The organism is Pseudomonas nicosulfuronedens (genome assembly GCF_005877905.1).
In the GTDB taxonomy this organism is placed as follows: domain Bacteria; phylum Pseudomonadota; class Gammaproteobacteria; order Pseudomonadales; family Pseudomonadaceae; genus Pseudomonas; species Pseudomonas nicosulfuronedens.
The window spans coordinates 1-1,578 of record NZ_SWDV01000105.1 but is presented as its reverse complement, the minus strand read 5'-3'; the positions used below and the strand labels follow the sequence as shown (position 1 = coordinate 1,578).

Sequence of the window (1,578 nt, the reverse complement as noted above, 5' to 3'; positions counted from 1 at the left end):
CGAACCAGCGAGGAACGTTCAGCAAAGAATGTCCTCGCAGCACGCATCTGACCCGATACACGTTTGAAACGTAGCAGTTTTGACGTCCGCTATGAGTCGGTAGCGGCCTCTCGCCAGGGGCGGCAACCGGTCAGAAGCGGACGGACGGCATTCGCTGGATGCTGACTAGCTGGCTTGAGCTTCACAGGAACACGCCGGGCAATCTCTTTCACGCTTCCGGGACAACATCGGCAACTTGAGAGAATCCAAGAAACTACTTCACAACTGCAGCATTCAAATCAGCCTGGCACCTCTGTTTTAATCGACAAATCTGGTCAGCAAGCGATATCCGTCGCTGGTGACTTCAACCATCACCGAGAGCACCACGGAGTCGCCTCCGTCTGATGTAAAGGCTTCAAGCCCATTGCTCAAACTGACACGGGTGTTGTATTCGCCTGTTTGCGCCAGCACATACACATTGAGTACCTGGCCTGCATGCATCAGGAGATTGCTCGGATGTGCAGGGCGGTACCCGAGAATCTGCGGCGGCTCAATACGCGCGGCCCCCATGGCGTAACCACAATACTCCCTGACGGGATAAATGTGGCTCGCATTCAGCGTCTTCGAAATTGCTTCGCCAATACCATCCAGCTCAGCCCCGGCATGTACCTGCTCGACGCCTTCACGTAGTGCAAGCCGGGCGGCTTCCAACATCATCTTTTGCTTCTGGGTGGCATTCTTGCCGGCAAATGTCCAAGTCTGGGCCAAGTGCGAGTAAGGCGTTCCCGCTACCAACTCAACCTTTACCAGCGTGTTTTGCGGGATCGGTTGCGATGTGGGGAAACCGTTCAACACGCCATCATTCATGGAAATGGCTATCGCCGCCGGATAGCCATTGTAACCAACCATCATCGGCTGCCAGCCCAGTTCATGAAACCGCTTCAGCACATGGCGTTGAATGGCAAGGCCACTTTCGCCTCTGGCGATGAGGGGTGAGATGGATTGCAGTAGCACACTGATCTCAGGTGCTTGCTCGCGCTGGTCTGCAAGGCGCTTGTCACTTGCTGTGCCTGCGATCTTCAGTGCCAGCTGGCCATTGCCAAGGAAAAACTGGTCCATCAACGAAGTGCTGGCGAAGCTCTCCTGGCAAGCCAGTGCGGCTGCACATGCAAATAGAACGGCTATCAATCGGGAAGACATCGCTTGCATCCTTGCTCAAGCTATAACCGGGCATTATGGATCAGTCGAACTCAAAGTGCTCCGCAGTTATCGGCCGAAGCTAGCGGCCCTGCTCAAGTGGAGCAAATGCAAAATGCCCTCCCTAACCGAATGCTACCTGATCCCACTGGCTGCCAAGGGTCGCAACCGGTCTCGCCAGCGGCAGCAATCGGCCAGAAGCGGCCTCTCGCAGCGAGTACGTATTTCGTTGTACGACCAGCTTCAAGGACACCAGCTCAAAGGTGTTCCAAACGCTTCTGCAACACGAGCCAGCTTCTCAGCGGACTTGGCAGAAATAGCGAGAGGCGGCTCTTTGATCATGTAGAACAGATGATCAAGGGCGATGCCCGCCTCGCCGTGTGCAAGGTAGTCCAGAACGAT

At 55.4% G+C, this 1,578-nt stretch carries 1 protein-coding gene; it reads right to left on the bottom strand.

Features of this window, described 5'->3' with window-relative positions; genetic code table 11:
• Positions 1–297: 297 nt before the first annotated feature.
• The gene (locus FAS41_RS30600) at positions 298–1,179 is read right to left on the bottom strand and encodes a M24 family metallopeptidase (protein WP_171049599.1); all 882 of its coding nucleotides are present in this window, start codon (positions 1,177–1,179) and stop codon (positions 298–300) included.
• Positions 1,180–1,578 lie beyond the last annotated feature (399 nt).

Excerpts from the sequence above, each read along its gene's own strand:
- FAS41_RS30600 (WP_171049599.1), bottom strand. The coding sequence starts at position 1,179 with ATGTCTTCCCGATTGATAGCCGTTCTATTTGCATGTGCAGCCGCACTG.